Annotated in this window: 14 protein-coding genes and 1 pseudogene; 7 read left to right on the top strand and 8 right to left on the bottom strand. The window is 72.0% G+C overall.

The window, feature by feature from the left end:
• Window positions 1-128: 128 nt before the first annotated feature.
• The 5 genes and pseudogenes from SGFS_RS51845 to SGFS_RS21665 form a co-directional block, all read right to left on the bottom strand.
• Window positions 129-1,853, bottom strand: a complete 1,725-nt coding sequence (locus SGFS_RS51845; RefSeq protein ID WP_434027731.1) for a hypothetical protein — start codon at window positions 1,851-1,853, stop codon at window positions 129-131.
• Window positions 1,850-3,781 (bottom strand): glycosyltransferase, encoded by a 1,932-nt coding sequence (locus SGFS_RS21650; RefSeq protein WP_286252573.1) that lies wholly within the window; start codon window positions 3,779-3,781, stop codon window positions 1,850-1,852. Before SGFS_RS21650 ends, SGFS_RS51845 begins: the two co-directional genes overlap by 4 nt.
• A gap of 244 nt (window positions 3,782-4,025) precedes the next feature.
• Window positions 4,026-4,586: pseudogene (locus SGFS_RS21655) on the bottom strand (ATP-binding cassette domain-containing protein); the annotation flags it as partial.
• Between the two features lie 169 nt (window positions 4,587-4,755).
• Window positions 4,756-6,240 carry a DUF3152 domain-containing protein gene (locus SGFS_RS21660; protein ID WP_286252574.1) on the bottom strand — a complete coding sequence of 495 codons (1,485 nt, stop codon included), beginning with the start codon at window positions 6,238-6,240 and terminating at the stop codon, window positions 4,756-4,758.
• Between the two features lie 416 nt (window positions 6,241-6,656).
• Window positions 6,657-7,841, bottom strand: coding sequence for an alpha/beta fold hydrolase (locus SGFS_RS21665; RefSeq protein ID WP_286252576.1), 1,185 nt, complete (start codon window positions 7,839-7,841; stop codon window positions 6,657-6,659).
• Window positions 7,842-8,060: 219 nt separating this feature from the next.
• Between SGFS_RS21665 and SGFS_RS21670 the strand changes: the two genes are divergently transcribed.
• The 4 genes from SGFS_RS21670 to SGFS_RS21685 all read left to right on the top strand — a co-directional run bounded on the left by SGFS_RS21670 (window position 8,061) and on the right by SGFS_RS21685 (window position 9,985).
• On the top strand, window positions 8,061-8,279 hold the full coding sequence (locus SGFS_RS21670; RefSeq protein WP_286252578.1) for a hypothetical protein: 219 nt from the start codon (window positions 8,061-8,063) through the stop codon (window positions 8,277-8,279).
• A 201-nt stretch (window positions 8,280-8,480) separates the two neighbouring features.
• Window positions 8,481-9,125: a TetR/AcrR family transcriptional regulator gene (locus tag SGFS_RS21675; RefSeq protein ID WP_286252580.1), complete on the top strand. Its 645-nt coding sequence runs from the start codon at window positions 8,481-8,483 to the stop codon at window positions 9,123-9,125.
• A gap of 180 nt (window positions 9,126-9,305) precedes the next feature.
• Complete coding sequence (locus SGFS_RS21680) at window positions 9,306-9,533, top strand: DUF3107 domain-containing protein (protein ID WP_286252582.1); 228 nt, start codon at window positions 9,306-9,308, stop codon at window positions 9,531-9,533.
• Window positions 9,534-9,715: 182 nt separating this feature from the next.
• Window positions 9,716-9,985: a hypothetical protein gene (locus tag SGFS_RS21685; protein ID WP_286252584.1), complete on the top strand. Its 270-nt coding sequence runs from the start codon at window positions 9,716-9,718 to the stop codon at window positions 9,983-9,985.
• A gap of 128 nt (window positions 9,986-10,113) precedes the next feature.
• Here the strand turns inward: SGFS_RS21685 and SGFS_RS21690 are convergent, their stop codons facing one another.
• Window positions 10,114-10,866 (bottom strand): ferritin-like fold-containing protein, encoded by a 753-nt coding sequence (locus tag SGFS_RS21690; protein ID WP_286252586.1) that lies wholly within the window; start codon window positions 10,864-10,866, stop codon window positions 10,114-10,116.
• A gap of 306 nt (window positions 10,867-11,172) precedes the next feature.
• Here SGFS_RS21690 and SGFS_RS21695 point away from each other — a divergent pair, with 306 nt between their 5' ends.
• Both SGFS_RS21695 and SGFS_RS21700 read left to right on the top strand, forming a co-directional pair.
• Entirely contained in the window at window positions 11,173-13,707 is a 2,535-nt protein-coding gene (locus SGFS_RS21695; RefSeq protein ID WP_286252587.1) for a DEAD/DEAH box helicase, read from the top strand.
• Window positions 13,708-13,912: 205 nt separating this feature from the next.
• A complete protein-coding gene (locus tag SGFS_RS21700) occupies window positions 13,913-14,809 on the top strand; it encodes an alpha/beta fold hydrolase (RefSeq protein ID WP_286252588.1) in 897 nt (298 codons plus the stop codon).
• A 131-nt stretch (window positions 14,810-14,940) separates the two neighbouring features.
• Here SGFS_RS21700 and SGFS_RS21705 read toward each other — a convergent pair whose 3' ends face one another.
• Window positions 14,941-15,837 (bottom strand): NYN domain-containing protein, encoded by an 897-nt coding sequence (locus tag SGFS_RS21705; RefSeq protein WP_286252589.1) that lies wholly within the window; start codon window positions 15,835-15,837, stop codon window positions 14,941-14,943.
• A gap of 208 nt (window positions 15,838-16,045) precedes the next feature.
• Here SGFS_RS21705 and SGFS_RS21710 point away from each other — a divergent pair, with 208 nt between their 5' ends.
• Complete coding sequence (locus SGFS_RS21710; protein WP_286252591.1) at window positions 16,046-16,198, top strand: hypothetical protein; 153 nt, start codon at window positions 16,046-16,048, stop codon at window positions 16,196-16,198.
• Between the two features lie 74 nt (window positions 16,199-16,272).
• On the opposite strand, the gene SGFS_RS21715 is transcribed toward SGFS_RS21710, so the two are convergent.
• Window positions 16,273-16,878, bottom strand: a complete 606-nt coding sequence (locus tag SGFS_RS21715) for a MarC family protein (protein WP_286252592.1) — start codon at window positions 16,876-16,878, stop codon at window positions 16,273-16,275.
• Between the last annotated feature and the right edge of the window lie 113 nt (window positions 16,879-16,991).

Raw genomic sequence — 16,991 nt, forward strand, 5'->3', positions numbered from 1 at the left:
TGGTGCCGTGGGTCTTGGAATGCGGGGCCCGTGGTGTGGGCCCCCGGGAGGAGGTCCGGGCCTCGGGTGTCCGGGGTGACGGGCCGGGTGTCGGTGTCCGGGCCGGTCGGCCGGATGTCGGACGGGGTTCAGGTCGCTCCGGAGGGGGCGGCGTGGGCCGAGGCCCGGGTCAGGGTGCGGGTCGCGTGGACGAGGAGGAGCAGGGCGGCTGTGCCGCAGACCAGGGCAGGGACGGCGCCGGGGCCCCAGGCGTCGACGAGGGCACGGACGGGGGCGTTCAGGAAGGCGCAGCCGGGCAGACGGCTCGCGAAGACCGTGGCCGGTGCGAGCGCCTCGGTGAGGCCCGCCGTGCAGAGGACGACGGCCGGTGCGTGGGTGAAGCCGTGCGCGGCGAGGAGGCGCGCGAGTAGGAGGAGTGTGCCGAGGGCGCCCGCGCCGGCGTACGCGGCGGGCTCGTCCAGGAGCGCGCCGCACAGAGCGAGAAGTGCGGCCAGAGCGCACAGATAGAGGCCGAACACACCGACGAGCAGGGGTTTGACGGAGTCGGCGAAGTCGGCGAGGCCTCGGCTGGCGGCGAGCTTGCGCCGGGCGCGTACGGAGAGGAGGTGAGCGCACCAGGTGGCGGGGGCGCAGGCCAGGGCGAGGGCCAGGACGGGCGCGGTGGCGAGGGGCCAGAGGTCGTCGGGGCCGCCGTCGAGGCCTGCGCGCAGCAGGCCGTCGCCGAGGAAGGCGTACGCGATGAGCCATAACGTCCAGACGCGCGTGCCGCTGGTCGTGCCGGACGGGGCGTGCAACGGGCCCCGGCGGAGGGCCACGCGCAGACCGAGCGCGACCGCGAGGGCGCCCACCGTCGCGACGACGAGGCGGGGTTGGCCGTCGGTGAAACGTACTCCGGCCACGGCCGCAGCGCACAGGGCTCCCGGCAGCAGGGCGAGCACGGCCCATCCGCCGCGTGCGCCGGGCCCAGCGGCCGTCGGCTCGCGCTCCTGTGGCGGGTCCGCGTCGCGGGGCACACGCGCGTACATCTCCTCGGCGAGCGAGAACACGTCCCGGTGCCGGAAGCGGGCAGCGGTGCGGTCGGTGACGCCGTGCGCCTCGAGTCCGGCGGCGATCTCCAACGGGTCGACGGCCCGCTCGCAGAGCTCCCGATGCCGGTGCATCAGCGCCTTCACCGGGTCTGCGGCGCCGCGTCGGGGGGTGGTGGGTGGGGAGTCGGTGGGTCGGGAGGCGGTGGATCGGGAAGCGATGGCCGTGCGGCCGAGCGGCGCGCGGAGCGGGAGTTCGGCCTGGCGGGGGGCTTCCGCGTCCCGCTCTCGGGGCGGATCGCTCAGCCCAGGCTCGACGGGCCCGACTCCGATCCCGGCCTCTACCTCTACCTCTACCTCTACCTCGGCCCCAGCCCCAGCCCCAGCCCCGGCCCCGGCCCCAGCGGGCGACTGTGCGTCACCTTGCCCGGCGACCGCCGCGCCATGCCGAGCGAGGTCCGCGTCTCGCAGCGCGAGGTCCGCGTCACCACGCTGCACGAGGTCGACCTCGCCACGCCGTACGAGGTCAGCCTCGCCAGGCTCCACAAGCCCTGCCTCACCACACCCCACAAGTCCCGCGTCACCCCGGCGAACGGCAACCGCCGGCTCCCCTCGCCCGACGTCGGCCGCGCGGCTTCGTTCGGCCTCCTCGGCGACGCTCCACGCAGCAGCCTCCGCGCTGCCCCGTACGGCGAGCGCCGCCCCGCTTTCCGGGAGCCGCCCCTCGGGCCACGCGTCCCGGCCGACGTCAAGGCTGCTGGACGCCTGCGGCCGCCCGAGATCGCCCGGCTCGCTCAACCGCCGCTCGCTCAGTCTCCGCTCGCTCATCGAACCCCCTCCCCGGCCGGCACAGGTTCGCCCGCAGGCATCGGCCTCCCGCTCGGCGCCGGCGGCGGCCCCGCCGTGGCCCGTACCGGCGCCGAGGCCCGTACGGGATCGGCGGCAGCCCACCGCGGCCGCTTCCCGACCAGCCCGGCAACCCCGGCGACCCCCGCGACGCCGACACCCCCGGAAACCCCCACTCCCCCAGCGATTCCGCCACCCCCTCCGGCCTGCCGGGCCTCGGCCCATCGCCCGGGTACACGGGCCTCGGCCGGCACGCCGAACGGCAGGGGTCCGCCGGTGTCGTCCACAACGCCCCTCCGGACCGGGGCGTGAGAGACGATCTCCAGGTAGATGCCACGAAATGCCGCGACGTTCTGCTCCACGGTGAAGAGTTCGAGGGCGCGTGCGCGGGCGGCCGCGCCGAGGCGCGCACGGCGCTCGGGCTCGCTCAGCAGCGCCACGCACGCCTCCGCGAGCGCCCGCGGATTGCGCGGCGGGACAACGAGCCCCGTACCGCCGATGACCTCCACGACCGCGCCCACGTCCGTGGAGACCGTCGGTCGGGCACAGAACATGGCCTCGACCAGGCTGACGGGGAAACCCTCGACGACGCTCGACAGCACGACCACGGCACCCGAGGCGTACGCCTCCGCCAGGTCGGGGACGGCCGGCCCGCCGATCTCCTCGAAGGAGACGGGGTTGTCGCCGACCGCGTGCACCCCCTCCGCCTCGTCGGGGAAGAGCTGGGCGGCCAGGGCCTTGCAGTGGCCGAGGTACGCGGCGCCCTCGGCTCCCGCCGCGGCCCCGACGATCCTGAGCCGCGCCTTCGGCTCGGTCTTGCGGATCTCCGTGAAGGCGTGCAGCAGGGAGATCAGGTCCTTGGCGGGTTCGATGCGGCCGACCCACACCAGCGTGTGCGGATCCGCGCACTCCGGCGACTCGCCCACCTCCGCGAAGCGGGTCGCGTCCATGCCGGGGTAGACCGTACGGATTTTGGCGCGGTCGGCGCCACAGCGCTCCTGCCAGCGCCGGGCGTGAGTGTTGCCGGGGGTGAGACAGACGGCCTGTCGGTACACCTCTGCGGTCAGCTGCCGGTGGAAGGCCGCGAGCAGGGCGCGCACCGGCGCGTCCCCGGTGGCGCCGAGGTAGTGCGCGCGCAGCGGCACGCCGTACTCGGTGACCAGCAGCGGCACTCCGTGGAAGTGGTGGGCCAGCAGCCCGGGCAGTGCGGCCGAGCCACCCGCCGCGGCGTGGCACAGGTCGACCGAGCCGAGCCCGTCGTCCTCGTACCAGTCGAGTGAGAGGGGGCGCAGGGCGTGTTCGAGGTGTCCAGCGACGGTCAGCAGATCCAGTACGCGCGCCTCGCGTGCCGCACTCAGCGCGCCGGGCGCACGACAGGCGCGCTCCAGCGCCCGCACAGCTACCTCGGAGCGCAGCGCGCCGACCAGTCCGCCCTCGTCACGGGCGAGTTCGGCAAGCCCGTAGAGCGCACTGCCGAAACGGTCCGCCTCAACACCGGAGGCACCCGCGACAGCACCCCCGACAGCACCCCCGACAGCACTCCCGGAGGCGCTCCCCGGAGCCCCGGAAGCCCCCGCGACTCCCAGTCCCCCGATGCCGCCGATGCCCCCGGCACCGCCGGTCGAGCACACCGCCGCCGCCAACTCGCCGTACGCGTCCGCGAAGCGCCGTCGCGCACGGCGCCCGTACACGACCCCGTCGTCCTCGACCGTCCACAGCGGTGCCGTCCGTACCCGGCTCACCTGCGGCGGCAGCGGGATCCAGCCCTCGTCCTCCTGCCGCTCACTGCGGCTGAGCGCGTAGATGTCGACCTCGTGTCGCTCGAGCCCACGCACGAGTCGGTCGCACCAGAGCCTGGCGTCACCGCTCACATACGGATAGCCACCCTCCGTCAGCAGTCCGATACGCACGCGTGCACCCCCGATCTCCCGTTTGGGGAGCCGCCGTTCACCCGGCGGCTCGCAGCGGGACGAACGTATGCGAACAAGGCGGTGGCGCGACGGACGGTTGTCCGTCGCGCCACCAAAAGGGGTGAACGCCCGTAACTTTCCCGAGCGGGTCGCGTTTTGTCGCGCTAGGGGATCAAGCGGTCACGCCGCGTCAGATCGACATGGTGGCCATCGGACCCAGCCCACGGCCGGACCACGGCAACCGTCAGCCCGTCGAGGCCAGTTGCAGACGGACCGCGCGGCGGCGGGCCGCGACCGTCGGGTCCAGTGCGGGTACGGCGGCCAACAGCTGCTTGGCGCAAGGGTCCTGTGGTGACGCGTACACCTGCTCGGCGGGCCCGTACTCGACGAGCCGGCCGCGCCGCATCACGGCCACGTGGTCGCTGACCTGTCGTACGACGGCGAGGCCGTGTGCCACGAAGACCAGCGCGGGCCCGAGTTGGCGTTGCAACTCGCCCAGCAGGGCGACCACTTGAGCCTGAGTGGTCACGTCCAGCGCGGAGACCGGCTCGTCGCACACGATGGCGCGCGGCTCGGCGGAGAGCGCCCGCGTGATGCCCACGCGTTGGCGCTGTCCGCCGCTGAACTCGTGCGGACAGCGGTCGTAGTGGGCCGGTTCGAGCCCCACGCGCTCCAGCAGTTCGCTCACGCACCCCCGGATGTGTACGGCGTCCCGCTCGCCGCGCGCCCGCAGCGGGTCGGCGATCGACTCGCCCACCCTGCGGCGCGGGCCGAGCGAGGAGACGGGGTCCTGGAACACCATCTGCCTCCAGAACGACGTCTCCGAACCCGGACTCCGCGCCCTCATCCGAGCCCGCCCTCGAGCTTCCCTCCGGACAAGTCGGGCGAACAGGTCGCGTCCGGAAACGAACTTTCGCCCTGGCGCCCATGTGACCTATGAGGCAACTGGGACGTTCGACGTGGACGACTACCCGTCAACTACCGGGGTACGGCCAGGGGTTGGCCCTGCAGTGAATGCCGCCATGATCGAGGAACTTGGTCTGCTGCTGCATGACGGGCGCGAGGTCGCCGTCCTTGTCGCAGGTCACATGGGGGTAGCCGATGCGGTGGCCGATCTCGTGGTTGATCAGCATCTGCCGGTAGGCGTACATCCGGTCGCCGTATGTCTTCGATCCCTGCGCCCAGCGATAGGCGTTGATCATCACGCGTTCGGTGGCGGCAGAGTTGCAGGAGACGTTGTCCTCGGTCGTGTCGAGGCCCGACTTGCGGCACCAGAAGGCGGTGGTGCCCGGGCTGGCCAGCGTGATCACGAAGTCGGGCTGCCCGGAGGAGATCCGCTCGAAGGTACGGCCGCCGTTGTGGGCCCAACTCCGGTCGTCGTTCAGCGTCTTGTGCACGGCCGCGGCGAACAGCTCCCCGTCGAGCCCGAGCCCCTCCTCGACGTCGATCCGGTAGCGGTACTTCCGCCCCGCACCCGGCGCCTTGTCGAAGCCCGCGACCACCGCGAACTTGCCGTTCCCCTTGAGATCGGCGTCGAGCATGTACTTCTTGGCCATCTTCTCGGCGTACGTCAGCGGGGTGGCGCTCGGGCTCGGCGCGCCGGACGGGGTGGGCCGGCTGTCGCCGCGCGAGGCGCTGTCGTCGCGCACATCACGCTCGGCGGTGTCGGCGGACCGCGCCTGCGCGGCGGAGTCGTCCCGCCCGTCGACGACATGCCCGCCCACGATGACGGCGAGCACGGTGGTGACCGCGGCGGCGGCGATCCCGGTGAAAGCCCTGCCCTTGCCGCCCTTGGGGGTCTCCTTGGCGCCGAGCCCGTCGGCACGCACGGCGTCCTCGACATCGACCTCGGCGGTGATGCCGGAATCGGCCACGCCAGTGGCCCCGAGCCGGTGCCTTCGACCAGGCACGAAGACGTCGTCGACCTCCTCGAAGGCATCGAGATACGCCTGCCGCGGACCACCGGCGGCTACGGCCCCTCGCTCCGACCTAGGGGCGGGAACACGGGGCCCGCGCTGCCCGGCGGGACCGCCGTGAGGGTGGGCGTACGGGGCCTGCGGGCCACCGGGGTGCAGACCCTGGGGGCCTCCGTCGAGCCCACCACCAGCACCTCCGGGCACACCGCGAGGGCCCCCGGGAGGCGCGTGCCGCACACCGTGCCCGGCCTCCGTCGGCCGTGAGTCACCGCCCGCTTGTCCCCAGCCACCACCGGCTTCGCGCTGCTGGGGGTGACCACCCCGCACCCGGGGAGTACCTGAGGCGGGCGTGCCGTCGGGCAGACGGGGGACGCCGTGCGCGGGCGTCCCGTCGGCGAAACGCGGCACCCCACGCGCAGGGGTGCCGTCGGGAGGACGCGGGGCACCTTGCGCGGGCGAACCGTCACCGAATCGAGGCGCCCCCTGCCCGGGCGCACCCCCGGTGAACCGGGGCGACCCGTGGGCCGGCGCCCCGTCGTACATGCGCGGCCCCCCACGTGAGGGCGTACCGTCCGGCAGCCGGGGAAACCCCTGTACAGACGTGCCGTCGGGAGGACGCGGCGTCCCACGCACCGGAGTGCCGTCGGGCAGCCGAGGGAAGCCGTGCGCGGGGGTGCCGTCCGCGAAACGCGGCACCCCATGCGCAGGGGTGCCGGCGGAAAATTGGGGTATTCCTTGTGTTGGCGTGCCGTCCGGTGTGCGGGGCGTCCCACGGAGCGGCAGCCCGCCCGGGCCCGGCGTCGACGGACCCGTCGGTCCTGGTGCCCCTGGGGTCCCCGGCGACCGAGGCGTACCGCGGTTGCCGGAGGGTGGCTCGGTGCCCGCCTGGGCCGCCTGTTTTTCGGTTGTGTCGCCTTTCGGCGCCCGCCCCTTGCGGCTGTGCCGTCCCACGCCGCGCCTCAGCTCCCCGCGCCGGAGGCGCCCGTAGTGGACCCGCCCGAGGCGGACTCGTCACCCGAGGATCCCCTATCGACGGCGCCGCCGTCGACGACCACGCCGATCGCATCGGCCGGCCCGGTCTCCGGACCGCCGTCCACGACCGCGACACTCTCGGCCACCGATCGCGCGTCGGCCAAGTCGCCCTCGCCCAACGGCACCACGCCGGCCAAGCCGCCGGCCGAGCCCCTCGCCGCCGCCACATCTGCCAGCAGTTCGCGGAACGCCGCGGCGACCGTCTCGGGGTACTCCATCATCGCCACATGTCCCGCGTCCGGCAGGCAGACAAGCCTGGAGTCGCGGAAGGCACGGGCGGCGCGCTGGGCCATGCGGTAGCCGACGAGTTGGTCACGGCGGCCGTAGACGAGGAGGGTCGGGGCGAGGACGCGCTCGGCCTGGCGCCAGAGCGAGTGCTGGCCGCCGAGGGTGTACGCGTCCACGAGCCCTCGGGCGGACCTCGTCAACGCGTCCCACATGTACGGCAGTTGAAGCCGCCGCTCCATCTCCTCGACCGCGTTGCGGAAGGCCTCGTCGGTGACGCGGCCGGGGTCGCCGTAGCACAGCGCCGTGACGCCCCGTACGCGCTGCTCGGCCGTCCAGTCCCTGGTGAAGCGGGTGAGGAGCGCGGTCATGCCCGGCAGCGCGAGCATCCCCGTCGGCACCGCCGTCCGCTGCACGCGGATCTCCGGCAGCGCGGGCGAGACGAGGGTCAGCGTACGGACGAGGTCGGGGTGCAGGGCCGCGACACGGGTCGCGACGGCGCCGCCGAGGGAGTTCCCGAAGAGGTGCACGGGGCCGCGTCCGGACGCGTCGAGATAGCGGATGACCGCGCGGGCGTGCGCGGTCACCGAGTAGTTGCCGTCGTCCGGCGGAGGCGAGTCGCCGAAGCCCGGCAGATCGACCGCCTCGCCGTCCACGAGGTCGTCGAGGAGCGGCATCAGCTCCGACCAGTTCTGCGAGGAACCGCCCAGGCCGTGCACGTACAGGGCGGGCGGCAGCCCCTCCCTGGCCGGCGGTCTCGACCGGATCGACAGCGTGATCCCCGGCAGCCGGACCGACCGCAGCCGCTCCCCGGGCGCGACCCGCACGGCACTCGCCTTCGGCGACGCGGTGGCGGTCAGCACGGACGGCAGCTCGGTCGAGGACATGCGGGCAATGTTACGAGACGATCACACCGTGGTTCGTGTGTTCGCCGTCACAGACCTGACGTGGCGCCAACAAAACTCCGCGACATCCTCCCGACCACCACAGCGGCTCCCCGCCGGGGCCAGGTCACCGCCGGATCGCATAGCGCCACGATCCCCGGTCTCCTAGGCTCGACCACAGGGCACCCGTACCCGGGCACCCGCACGGAAGGGGAAACCACGATGGCCGTTGACCCGACCGATCCCGACACGTTCGAGGTCGAGGAAACCGCCGAAGAGATCGACTTCGAGGCCCCCGAGGTCGACGCCGCCGAGCAGCACACCGACATCACCGAGGACCGTGACGACCCGCTGACCGGCACCGACCGTGACTCCGCCAACGAGGCCGACCTCGCCGAACAGGCCCGTGTCGTCTCCCTCGACGAGGATGACTACAGGTGACGCGGAGAGCCTCGAAGAGCGACCATCGGTGACGAGCAAGGGCTTCCTTCTGCCCGGCCTGCCCCCGTTTGACGTGCTACGCGGCACTTTCCCCGCTGTCCGGTCCGTGAAATTCTGCGCTCGCACCGCGCACACCGGGGTTACCGAAAAGTACGATGGCGGCGCGGCGCACACCGCATGTGGACGATTTTGGGAGGCGGCGTGACAGCCATCGAGCAGACAGAGGCGGCGCGCCCGCGGGGCACACGCCTGCCGCGCCGAGCCCGACGGAACCAGCTGCTGGGCGCCGCCCAGGAAGTTTTCGTGGCCCAGGGCTACCACTCGGCCGCCATGGACGACATCGCCGAGCGCGCCGGCGTCAGCAAGCCGGTGCTCTACCAGCACTTCCCGGGCAAGCTGGATCTCTACCTGGCCCTGCTGGACCAGCACTGCGAGGCCCTGATCCAGGCCGTACGCGGGGCGCTCGCGTCGACGACCGACAACAAGCAGCGCGTGCGGGCCACGATGGACGCGTACTTCGGGTACGTCGAGGACGAGGGCGGCGCCTTCCGGCTGGTCTTCGAGTCGGACCTGACGAACGAGCCCGCCGTGCGCGAGCGCGTCGACAAGGTCACGAACGAGTGCGCCGAGGCGATCTGCGAGGTCATCGTTGAGGACACCGGCCTGTCGCGCGCGGAGTCGATGCTCCTCGCCTCGGGTCTGGGCGGCCTGTCCCAGGTGGTCGCGCGTTCCTGGCTGCACAGCGACCGCAGCGTCCCGCGCGAGCAGGCCGTCCAACTGCTGGCCTCGCTGGCCTGGCGCGGCATCGCGGGCTTCCCGCTGCACGGCATCGAGCAGCGGGACTGACGGACCCGCGATCCACTGTTCACGATCCATCGACCGTCCCGTGGCGGGGGCTCTGTTCCCGCCCACTGTTCGCTCTTGGCGTTCTTGAGCGGAGCGTGTACGTCCCCTCACCGGGCTAATGTGTGCTGGGTACGGCGCGGATAGGTCGCGCACTTCACTGACCGTCGGAGGGACATAGCCGTGGAGGTCAAGATCGGCGTGCAGCACGCGCCCCGCGAGATCGTTCTGGAGAGCGGTCAGAGTGCCGAGGAGGTCGAGCGGGCCGTGGCAGAAGCGCTGGCCGGAAAGTCGCCGCTGCTGAGCCTCTCGGACGAGCATGGTCGCAAGGTCCTGATCCCGGCCGACCGTCTCGCGTACGTGGACATCGGTGAGCCGACCGTCCGCAAGGTGGGCTTCAGCGCGCTGTAGTCGACAGACACGAGAGAGGGGCCCGGTGATTTCACCCACCGGGCCCCTCTCTCATGTCTTCTTACTTCAGCACGGATGGAGCACAACTCCCCCATAGAGGAGGATTGCGTTCCGCCACGGGCGGGTAGGACCGGCTACGACCGATTTGCCCAGGCCATGGCCGTGCGGGAGGAAACCCGATCATGTTCTTGGAAGCGCTCGGCTCCGCCGTTCTCGGCCTCGCGCTGGCATGGGTGGCCGCCGTGAGGCTGCCGCACCGCCTGCCGCCCCGGGCCCTGGTCCTGCCCACCGGCATCGCCGGCGCCCTCTTCGGCGCCTTCCTCACCGCCACCGCCCTGGGCTCGGGCAACGCCCTCGTGATCCTCGTCGGCGCCCTGGTCTTCGCTGCGGCGTCCGTGTCCCTGCTGCTGAGGCCGACCAAAAGACTCCACAGCAGCTCGGCGCCGGCGTAAGAGGGGCCGCGCCCCTTGAGGGGCGCGGGACTGTGACATGTGCGGCTCCGCCGCGTGGGCGCGACAGCCACGAACAACTCGCAGGCGCCCGACAACCCAGGCCCCCAACGGCGATGAGGCGCCCCAGCTCAGGCCGCGAGGCCCAGCGCAGCCATCCGCTTGGTGTGCGCCTCGGTGATCCGCGAGAACATCCGCCCCACCTCGGCCAGATCGAACCCGTCGGCGACCCCGCCCACCAGCATGGTGGACAGCGCATCGCGGTCGGCGACGACCCGCTGCGACTGCGACAGCGCCTCGCCCATCAGTCGCCGCGCCCACAGCGCGAGTCGCCCGCCCACACGCGGGTCCTCGTCGATCGCCGCGCGCACCTTCTCCACGGCGAACCCGGCGTGCCCGGTGTCGTCGAGGACGGCGAGCACGAGGCCGCGGGTGTCGGAGTCGAGGTGGTTGGCGACCTCACGGTAGAAGTCGCTGGCGATCGAGTCGCCGACGTAGGCCTTGACGAGGCCCTCCAGCCAGTCCGAGGGCGCGGTCTGCTTGTGGAAGCCGTCGAGCGCGGCGACGAAGGGCTCCATGGCGCGCGTCGGCTCCTCGCCGATCCCGGCCAGCCGGTCGCGCAGCCTCTCGAAGTGGTGGAACTCTGCCGCCGCCATCTTCGCCAACTCCGCCTTGTCCAGAAGGGTCGGCGCCAGCTTCGCGTCCTCCGCGAGCCGCTCGAACGCCGCCAGTTCCCCGTACGCCAGCGCCCCGAGCAGATCCACTACCGCGGCGCGGTACTGCGGGTCGGCGGCGGCCGTCTCCCAGTCCTGGGCGGCGATCCCGGTGGCCTCGGCGGTGTCGGCCGTGTTGTCAGGCTTGTCAGACGTCGTCATGAAGCGCACAATAGCCCGCTCCCCGCCCGTTGAAGGGCCTGGTCATTCAGTGTGACGACGACTACGTGACCAAATCGGCCATCGCATATGCGCGATTCCGGGGTATGGTGGTAATGCGCCTGCTGGTACGTCGACGTGTCTCGACTGTATCTCGACAGGCCGCACGCATGAGGATGCCCGGTCGGTGGCCCGATCGGCTCCGACCCGACAGCCCTCCTTTTCCGTACGGCACTCTGCGTACGGCGTCCGGAGGGACCCCCTCAGCGGTATGAGCGCTAGAGCGTCGGCAGTGGTCCCGTGCCACACGGCCCGCCCGTGAGGGCGGCCGACGTCCCCCTGGCACGGTCGGACGACACGACCCCCGCGCTCGCCTCGCACCGCGCACACAGAAGAGGCAGCACCCTGACTACGACGTTTCGAGATCTCGGAATCTTTCCCGAGACGGCCGAGGCCCTGGAGGCCGTCGGCATCATCACCCCCTTCCCCATCCAGGAGATGACGCTCCCGGTCGCCCTCACCGGCACCGATGTCATCGGCCAGGCCAAGACCGGCACCGGCAAGACGCTCGGCTTCGGCCTCCCGCTCCTCGAGCGCGTCGTCGTCCCCGCCGACGTCGAGGCCGGCCGCTCCAAGCCCGAGGACCTCGTCGACTCCCCGCAGGCCCTCATCGTGGTCCCCACGCGCGAGCTGTGCACCCAGGTCACCAACGACCTGCTGACGGCCGGCAAGGTCCGCAACGTCCGCGTGTCGGCGATCTACGGCGGCCGCGCCTACGAGCCCCAGGTCGAGGCCCTGAAGAAGGGCGTCGACGTGGTCGTCGGCACCCCGGGCCGCCTGCTCGACCTCGCGGGCCAGAAGAAGCTCAACCTGAAGAACGTCAAGTGCCTGGTCCTCGACGAGGCCGACGAGATGCTCGACCTGGGCTTCCTGCCCGACGTCGAGAAGATCATCAACATGCTGCCGGCCCGCCGCCAGACGATGCTGTTCTCGGCGACCATGCCGGGCGCGGTCATCGGCCTCGCCCGCCGGTACATGTCGCAGCCCACGCACATCCGCGCCACGGCGCCGGACGACGAGGGCGCGACGGTCGCGAACACCTCGCAGTACGTCTACCGCGCGCACAACATGGACAAGCCCGAGATGGTCGCGCGCATACTGCAGGCCGACGGCCGGGGACTGGCCATGGTCTTCTGCCGCACGAAGCGCACCGCGGCCGACCTCGCCGACCAGCTCAAGCAGCGTGGCTTCGCCTCCGGCGCGGTCCACGGCGACCTCGGCCAGGGCGCCCGCGAGCAGGCGCTGCGCGCCTTCCGCAACGGCAAGGTGGACGTGCTCGTCTGCACCGACGTGGCCGCGCGCGGCATCGACGTCGAAGGCGTCACGCACGTCATCAACTACCAGTCGCCGGAAGAGGAGAAGACGTACCTGCACCGCATCGGCCGTACGGGCCGCGCGGGCAACAAGGGCATCGCGATCACCCTCGTCGACTGGGACGACATCCCGCGCTGGCAGCTGATCAACAAGGCGCTGGAGCTGAACTTCAACGACCCGCCGGAGACGTACTCCACGTCCCCGCACCTGTACTCCGACCTCAGCATCCCCGAGGGCACGAAGGGTGTCCTGCCGCGCTCCGAGCGGACCCGCGCGGGTCTGGACGCGGAGGAGCTGGAGGACCTCGGTGAGCCGGGCGGCCGTGGCCCGCGCGGTCGTGGCGGCCGCTCGTCGGCCCCGTCCGCGGCGTCCGCGCCGTCCGCCGAGCGCGAGCGCCCGGCGCGCACGCCCCGCCGTCGCCGCCGCACGCGCAACGGCTCGCTGATCGACGCGACGACGCCCGGTGCCACGGAGGCAACGGAAGCGTCGGAGACGTCCGAGGTGTCGGGTACGCCCGCGCCGACCGACTCCGCCGAGCCCCGCACCCCGCGTCGCCGTCGCCGTACGCGCGCCGGAGCGGCAGGGGAGGCTGCCGCCGAGGCCGTGGCCGACACGGTGGAGAGCGCCACCCCGCCCGTGGACTCGTCGGCGTCGGAGGAGGCCCCGGCCAAGCCGCGTCGTCGGCGCACCCGCAAGGCCGCCGAGGCCGTCGTGGAGACGGTCGAAGCCACCCTCCCCGCAGAGCCGGTGGAGGAGGCCCCGGCGACGCAGCCGCGCCGCCGCACCCGCAAGGCCGCCGAGACCGTCGTGGAGACGGTCGAAGCCCCCCTCCCGGTCGAGACCGTGGAGGAAGCCGCACCGGCCAAGCCCCGCCGCCGCACCCGCAAGGCCGTCGAGGCCGAGGTCACCGCCGAGGCCGTCGTGGACGAGGTCGAGGCCAAGCCCCGTCGGCGCACCCGCAAGGCCGCCGAGGCCGTGGTCGAGGCCCCGGACGCCGTGGTCGCCGAGCCGGCCGAGGCTCCGGCCGCGCCGCGCCGCCGCACCCGCAAGGCCGCCGAAGCCGTCGTGGAGACGGTCGAAGCCCCCCTCCCGGTCGAGACCGTGGAGGAAGCCGCACCGGCCAAGCCCCGCCGCCGCACCCGCAAGGCCGTCGAGGCCGAGGTCACCGCCGAGGCCGTCGTGGACGAGGTCGAGGCCAAGCCCCGTCGGCGCACCCGCAAGGCCGCCGAGGCCGTGGTCGAGGCCCCGGACGCCGTGGTCGCCGAGCCGGCCGAGGCTCCGGCCGCGCCGCGCCGCCGTACGCGGAAGGCCACCGAGGCCGTGGTTCCGGCGCAGGCAACCGAGGAGACCGTGAGCAAGCCTCGGCGGACGCGTAAGGCCACCGCCGTGGTCGAGGTCACCGGTGAGGATACCGAGGCGCCGAAGCCCAGGCGGCGGACGCGTAAGGCGACGGTTGCCGCGGAGTCGACGGAGGGCTGATTCAGCCTGCGAAGGCCCGGTTCCCCATTCCGATGGGGGCCGGGCCTTCGGCGTTCGTGGAGCCCGGGGTGAGTTGTCGCCCGCGGGTCGCTGGGGGCTTGTCGCGCGGTTCCCCGCACCCCCTCAGGGACGCGGGGAACCGCGCGAACAACCCAACACAACCCGCGCCCGCCAACCAACCGCACCCGCCCGATACCCTCCCCCCATGAGCCGTCCGCCCACCTTCACCCCACCCCCCGGCGCCCGCGCCCACCGCCTCCACACCCCGCGCGGCGAGTTCGCCGTGATCGAGGCGGGCGCGGCGGTGAAGGGAACCGCTCTGCTCATCCCCGGCTTCACCGGCAGCAAGGAGGACTTCATCGCCCTCCACGTACCGCTCGCCGCCGCCGGCTACCGCACGATCGCCGTGGACGGCCGCGGACAGTACGAGTCCCCGGGCCCGAGGGACGACGAATCGGCCTACGCCCAGGACGAGTTGGCCCTGGACCTCCTCGCCCAGGCCCACGCCGTGAGCGAGGGCGGCGGCCCACTCCACCTCCTCGGCCACTCCCTCGGCGGCCAGATCTCCCGCATCGCCGTACTCCGCGACGCCTCCCCCTTCGCCTCCCTGACCCTCATGTCCTCGGGCCCCGCCCAGATCTCGCCCTCCCAGCAGGAGCGCGTGAAGTTGCTGCGCGACGCCCTCACCGTCATGGGCATGGAAGAGGTGTGGGAAGCCATCCAGGCCCTGGAACCCCCGGAGGAGACCGCGACTGGCGCCCTCGACGAGGGCCTGGACGACAGCGCCGACCTCCGCCGCCGCTGGCTCGCCACCAGCCCGGCCCAGCTGATCGCCACCGGCCGCCAGCTCTGCGCCGAACCCGACCGCATCGCCGAACTGGCCGCCGTCGGCCTGCCCTGCCACGTCCTGTCCGGCGACCACGACGACACCTGGCCGGTCTCCGTCCTCGACGACATGGCCGTACGACTGCGCGCCCACCGCACGGTGGTCCGCGAGGCCGACCACTCACCCAACACGGACCAGCCGGAGGCGACGGCACAGGCCCTCATCGCCTTCTGGGACGGCGTGGACAGCAGGAACGGCGTGCGGGACGGCCGCTAGGGTCTGTCGTCACATTTCCGTCTGCCGCGCGACGCCATGCACGCACTCTCGGCTCCGCTCGAGCGGGAGGTGCCCCCACTCCACCGGGCGGCCCGTCCTTCGGGCGGACGACGGGAATGTGACGACAGGCCCTAGAACTGCGCCCGCAGATGCTCCCAGAACCCGTCCCGCAACGCCCGCCGCAGATCCGCCTGCCCGCGCATCGAGTACTGCAACAGCCCCTCCGCCTCGACGAGCAGGTCCTGGTCCACCGAGCCGGGCAGGTACGGATGCCCCTGCAGCAGTTCCCCCAGCGCCTCCCGGCCCCGCGACGCCAGCCACTTCGCGGCGATCTGCGCGCCCACGAAACGAACCTCCTCGCGCGTGGGCCGGGCACCCGCCGAGGCCTCGTATGTGACGGCGGCCCGGCGTGACACATACGGCTTGAAGAAGTCGAGGTCGAAGGTCCGCTGACTGTCGACCTCCCAGAGCAGCGGCTCGGCCTGGTTGCGCCCCTCGGGTGCCTCGATGCCCCACAGATGGACCCGTGCCCCGTAGCCCTGCGCGGCCTCGACCGCCGACACCAGGTCCTCGTCGCCGCCGATCAGGGCCGCGTCGCTGATCGCGCGATGCCGGGCCAGCGACTCCAGATCGGTGCGGATGAGGGAGTCGACGCCCTTCTGCTGGTTGTTGGCGTTCAGATTGCCGAGGCGGACCTTCACGTCCGGCAGTTCGGCGATCGCCTGCTGCTCCGCCGTGTGGATGCGACGCCGCGCCCCGTCGTACCAGTACACGCGCAGCAGCCGGCTGTCCGCGAAGATCGTGCGCGCCCTGTCGATCAGCGCCTCGATGAGCCCCTCCGCATCGAGGTCGAACGACCGCCGGTCCTCCGTCCCGGCGACGAGCCGCCCCACGGCCGCGTACAGATATCCGGCGTCCACGAAGATCGCATGCGTCGAGGGCGTCTTCGCCACCTCGGCGAGCATGCGCTGGAGCAGCTCGTTCGTACGGTCGATGCGGGCGCCGAGCGCCGCTAGGTCGTCATTCATATGCGTCCATTGTCCCGGCGGTCACGCTGCGAACACAACCGGTCCCGGTCAGTCTTCCATGATGCGCCCGCGATACCACTTACCGGGAGGTAATTAGCTTCTCGAAAAATTTCCTTAGCGTAGGGAATGTTCGTAACACTCAACCCGTTGACTACTCATGAAACACCAGTAGTCCTCATCGGAGGATGACCAGACGAAGGGAGAAGCCATGCGCTTCGAAATCATGCGACTCGACGATGTCAACGGCACGCCCGTGGACAGCACCGTCGTTGACGCCGCCTCCGTCAACCGGATCGTGCAGCAGGCCGCCGCCATCGGACAGCGCCTCTGGATCCGCCCGGCCGACGTGTCCGCCTCATAACAGCGGACCCGTTCACACTTCAGAGCCCCGTACGGCACCGATGCCGTACGGGGCTCTGCGTGTCCCCGCAAGCGTCAGGCCCCCTGAACGACCTGGGTGATGCCGTTGATGATCTGCTGCACGGCGATCGCGGAGAGCATCATCCCGGCGAGCCGTGTCACGAGCACCACTCCGCCGTCCTTGATGAGCCGGATGATGAGCAGCGAGTACCGCATCGTGAGCCACAGCACGACATGGATCGCGAGGATCGCCACCCACACCGACACCTGAGTGGCCATGCTGTCCGCCTTCTGGACCGCCAGGATCACCGACACGATCGCACCGGGCCCGGCGAGCAGCGGCATACCGAGCGGCACCAGCGCGACGTTCACGTCCTTGGTCTGCGTCGGCTCGTCCGTCTTGCCGGTCAGCAGGTCGAGCGCGATGAGCAGAAGCAGCAGCCCACCCGCGATCATCAGGGCGGGCACGGAAACATGCAGGTAGTCGAGGATCTGGTGGCCGAGGAGCCCGAAGACGGCGATCACACCGCCGGCCACGCAGACGGCCTGGAACGCCATCCGCTTCTGCGTACGGGCCGGACGGCCGGCAGTGAGACCCAGGAAGATCGGGGTGATCCCGGGCGGGTCCATGATCACGAAGAGGGTGAGAAAGAGCGAGCCGAAGACGGCGACATCGAACACAGGGGTGCCTTGCGGAGAGAGGTACGTCAGAGTGGGCAACCCACAGGCCGACGTGTCCGTCTCACTCTGCGGGCAGTCGTTCCGCATGACGGAACGGGTGGGCACAGCCGGCA

The organism is Streptomyces graminofaciens, assembly GCF_030294945.1.
In the GTDB taxonomy this organism is placed as follows: Bacteria; Actinomycetota; Actinomycetes; order Streptomycetales; family Streptomycetaceae; genus Streptomyces; species Streptomyces graminofaciens.